Origin of the sequence: Roseomonas sp. TAS13, assembly GCF_001950415.1 — a bacterium.
Classification (GTDB): domain Bacteria; phylum Pseudomonadota; class Alphaproteobacteria; order Acetobacterales; family Acetobacteraceae; genus Roseomonas; species Roseomonas mucosa.
In genome coordinates, this window is sequence record NZ_BDLP01000649.1 from 1 (window position 1) to 1334 (window position 1334).

At 71.9% G+C, this 1334-nt stretch carries 1 protein-coding gene; it reads right to left on the bottom strand.

What is annotated here, in order from left to right; all coding sequences use genetic code 11:
• Positions 1 to 305: 305 nt before the first annotated feature.
• Positions 306 to 1148 (bottom strand): tripartite tricarboxylate transporter substrate binding protein, encoded by an 843-nt coding sequence (locus ROTAS13_RS24520; RefSeq protein WP_252570915.1) that lies wholly within the window; start codon positions 1146 to 1148, stop codon positions 306 to 308.
• Between the last annotated feature and the right edge of the window lie 186 nt (positions 1149 to 1334).

Sequence of the window (1334 nt, forward strand, 5' to 3'; positions counted from 1 at the left end):
TCCGCCAGGACCCTGCGGGCCCTGGACCCATTGTCGTTGGCGCTCGCGGACGCCGGATCGCGCCGGAGAGCGTTGCCCTCCGGCGACTGCCGGCACCACCGGCGCGGAGACGGTGTCTTTCCTATCGAGAGCCCCGCTGGTCCACCTGTTCCGCAGGGTCGGGTCGCAGGCCGACCTCGCAACGCCGAGCCAACCCAAGGCGGGGTCTGGTGACATGCCATGTCCCCAGCGGAGGGGGACCGGGGGAGGCGGAGCCTCCGCCCGGGGCTGGCCACGAAGCGCTGCGCCACAACGCCGCCGGAGTGTCAGTCCAGCGAGACGCCGAGTTCGCGGATCAGCGGCACCCAGGTCTTCCGTTCGCTGGCGAGCAGGGACTGGAAGGCGTCGGGCCCGCCCGGCAGTGGCTCAAGGCCGATCTCGCGCATGCGGGTGGCGGTCGCCGGGTCCTGGAGCGTCGCGGCGAGTGCCGCGGAAAGGCGGCCGGCTTCCGCGTCGGGCGTGCGCTTCGGCAGCACGAGGCCCTGCCAGGCGTAGGATTCGAAGCCGCGCAGATCCAGCGCCTCCTGCACCACCGGCACGTCCGGAAGGCCCGCGATGCGGGCGTCCGAGAAGGCCGCCAGCGGCCTGATCTGGCCGGAACGCAGGTATTCGCCGCCGGCGGCGTAGTCCACCACCATCGCCTCCACATTGCCGGACAGCAGGTCGTTCAGCGCCGGCGCGACGCCGCGATAGGGGACATGGGTCAGCTCGATCCCGGTCTCGCGCGCCAGGCGGGCCATGGTCAGATGGTGCGGAGATCCGATGCCGGCGGAGCCGTAGTTGATGCTGCGCGGCGCGGCCCTGGCGCGCTCGACGAAATCACGGGCGCTGCGGGCCGGGGCTTCCTTCGTGACGGCCAGCACCATGTGGAAGCGCGCGAGCAGCCCGACGGGGCGGAAGTCGCGGTCCACGTCATAGGGCAGCTTCCGGAACAGCGCCGGGTTGAAGACCAGCGTGCCGTTGTCGGCGGTCAGCGCGGTATAGCCGTCCGGCGGCGACTTGGCCGCGGCCTCGGCGCCGATATTGGTGGCGCCGCCCGGGCGGTTGTCGATCACGAAGGACTGCCCGAGCCGCTGTGACAGGCCGGCGGACACCAGCCGCGCGATCACGTCGGAGCCCCCGCCGGCGGCATAGGGGACGATCCATTTGATCGGCCGGTCGGGATAGGGTAAGCGCGGCCACGAGGCCCTTGGTGCTTTGGGTTGACGGTCAGCCCGAGGCGGTGGCGGCCCAGCACCAGGGCATGAGTTCGTCGAGGCGGCTATTGGGCCAGCCGCCGACGAGCCGGGTGAGCA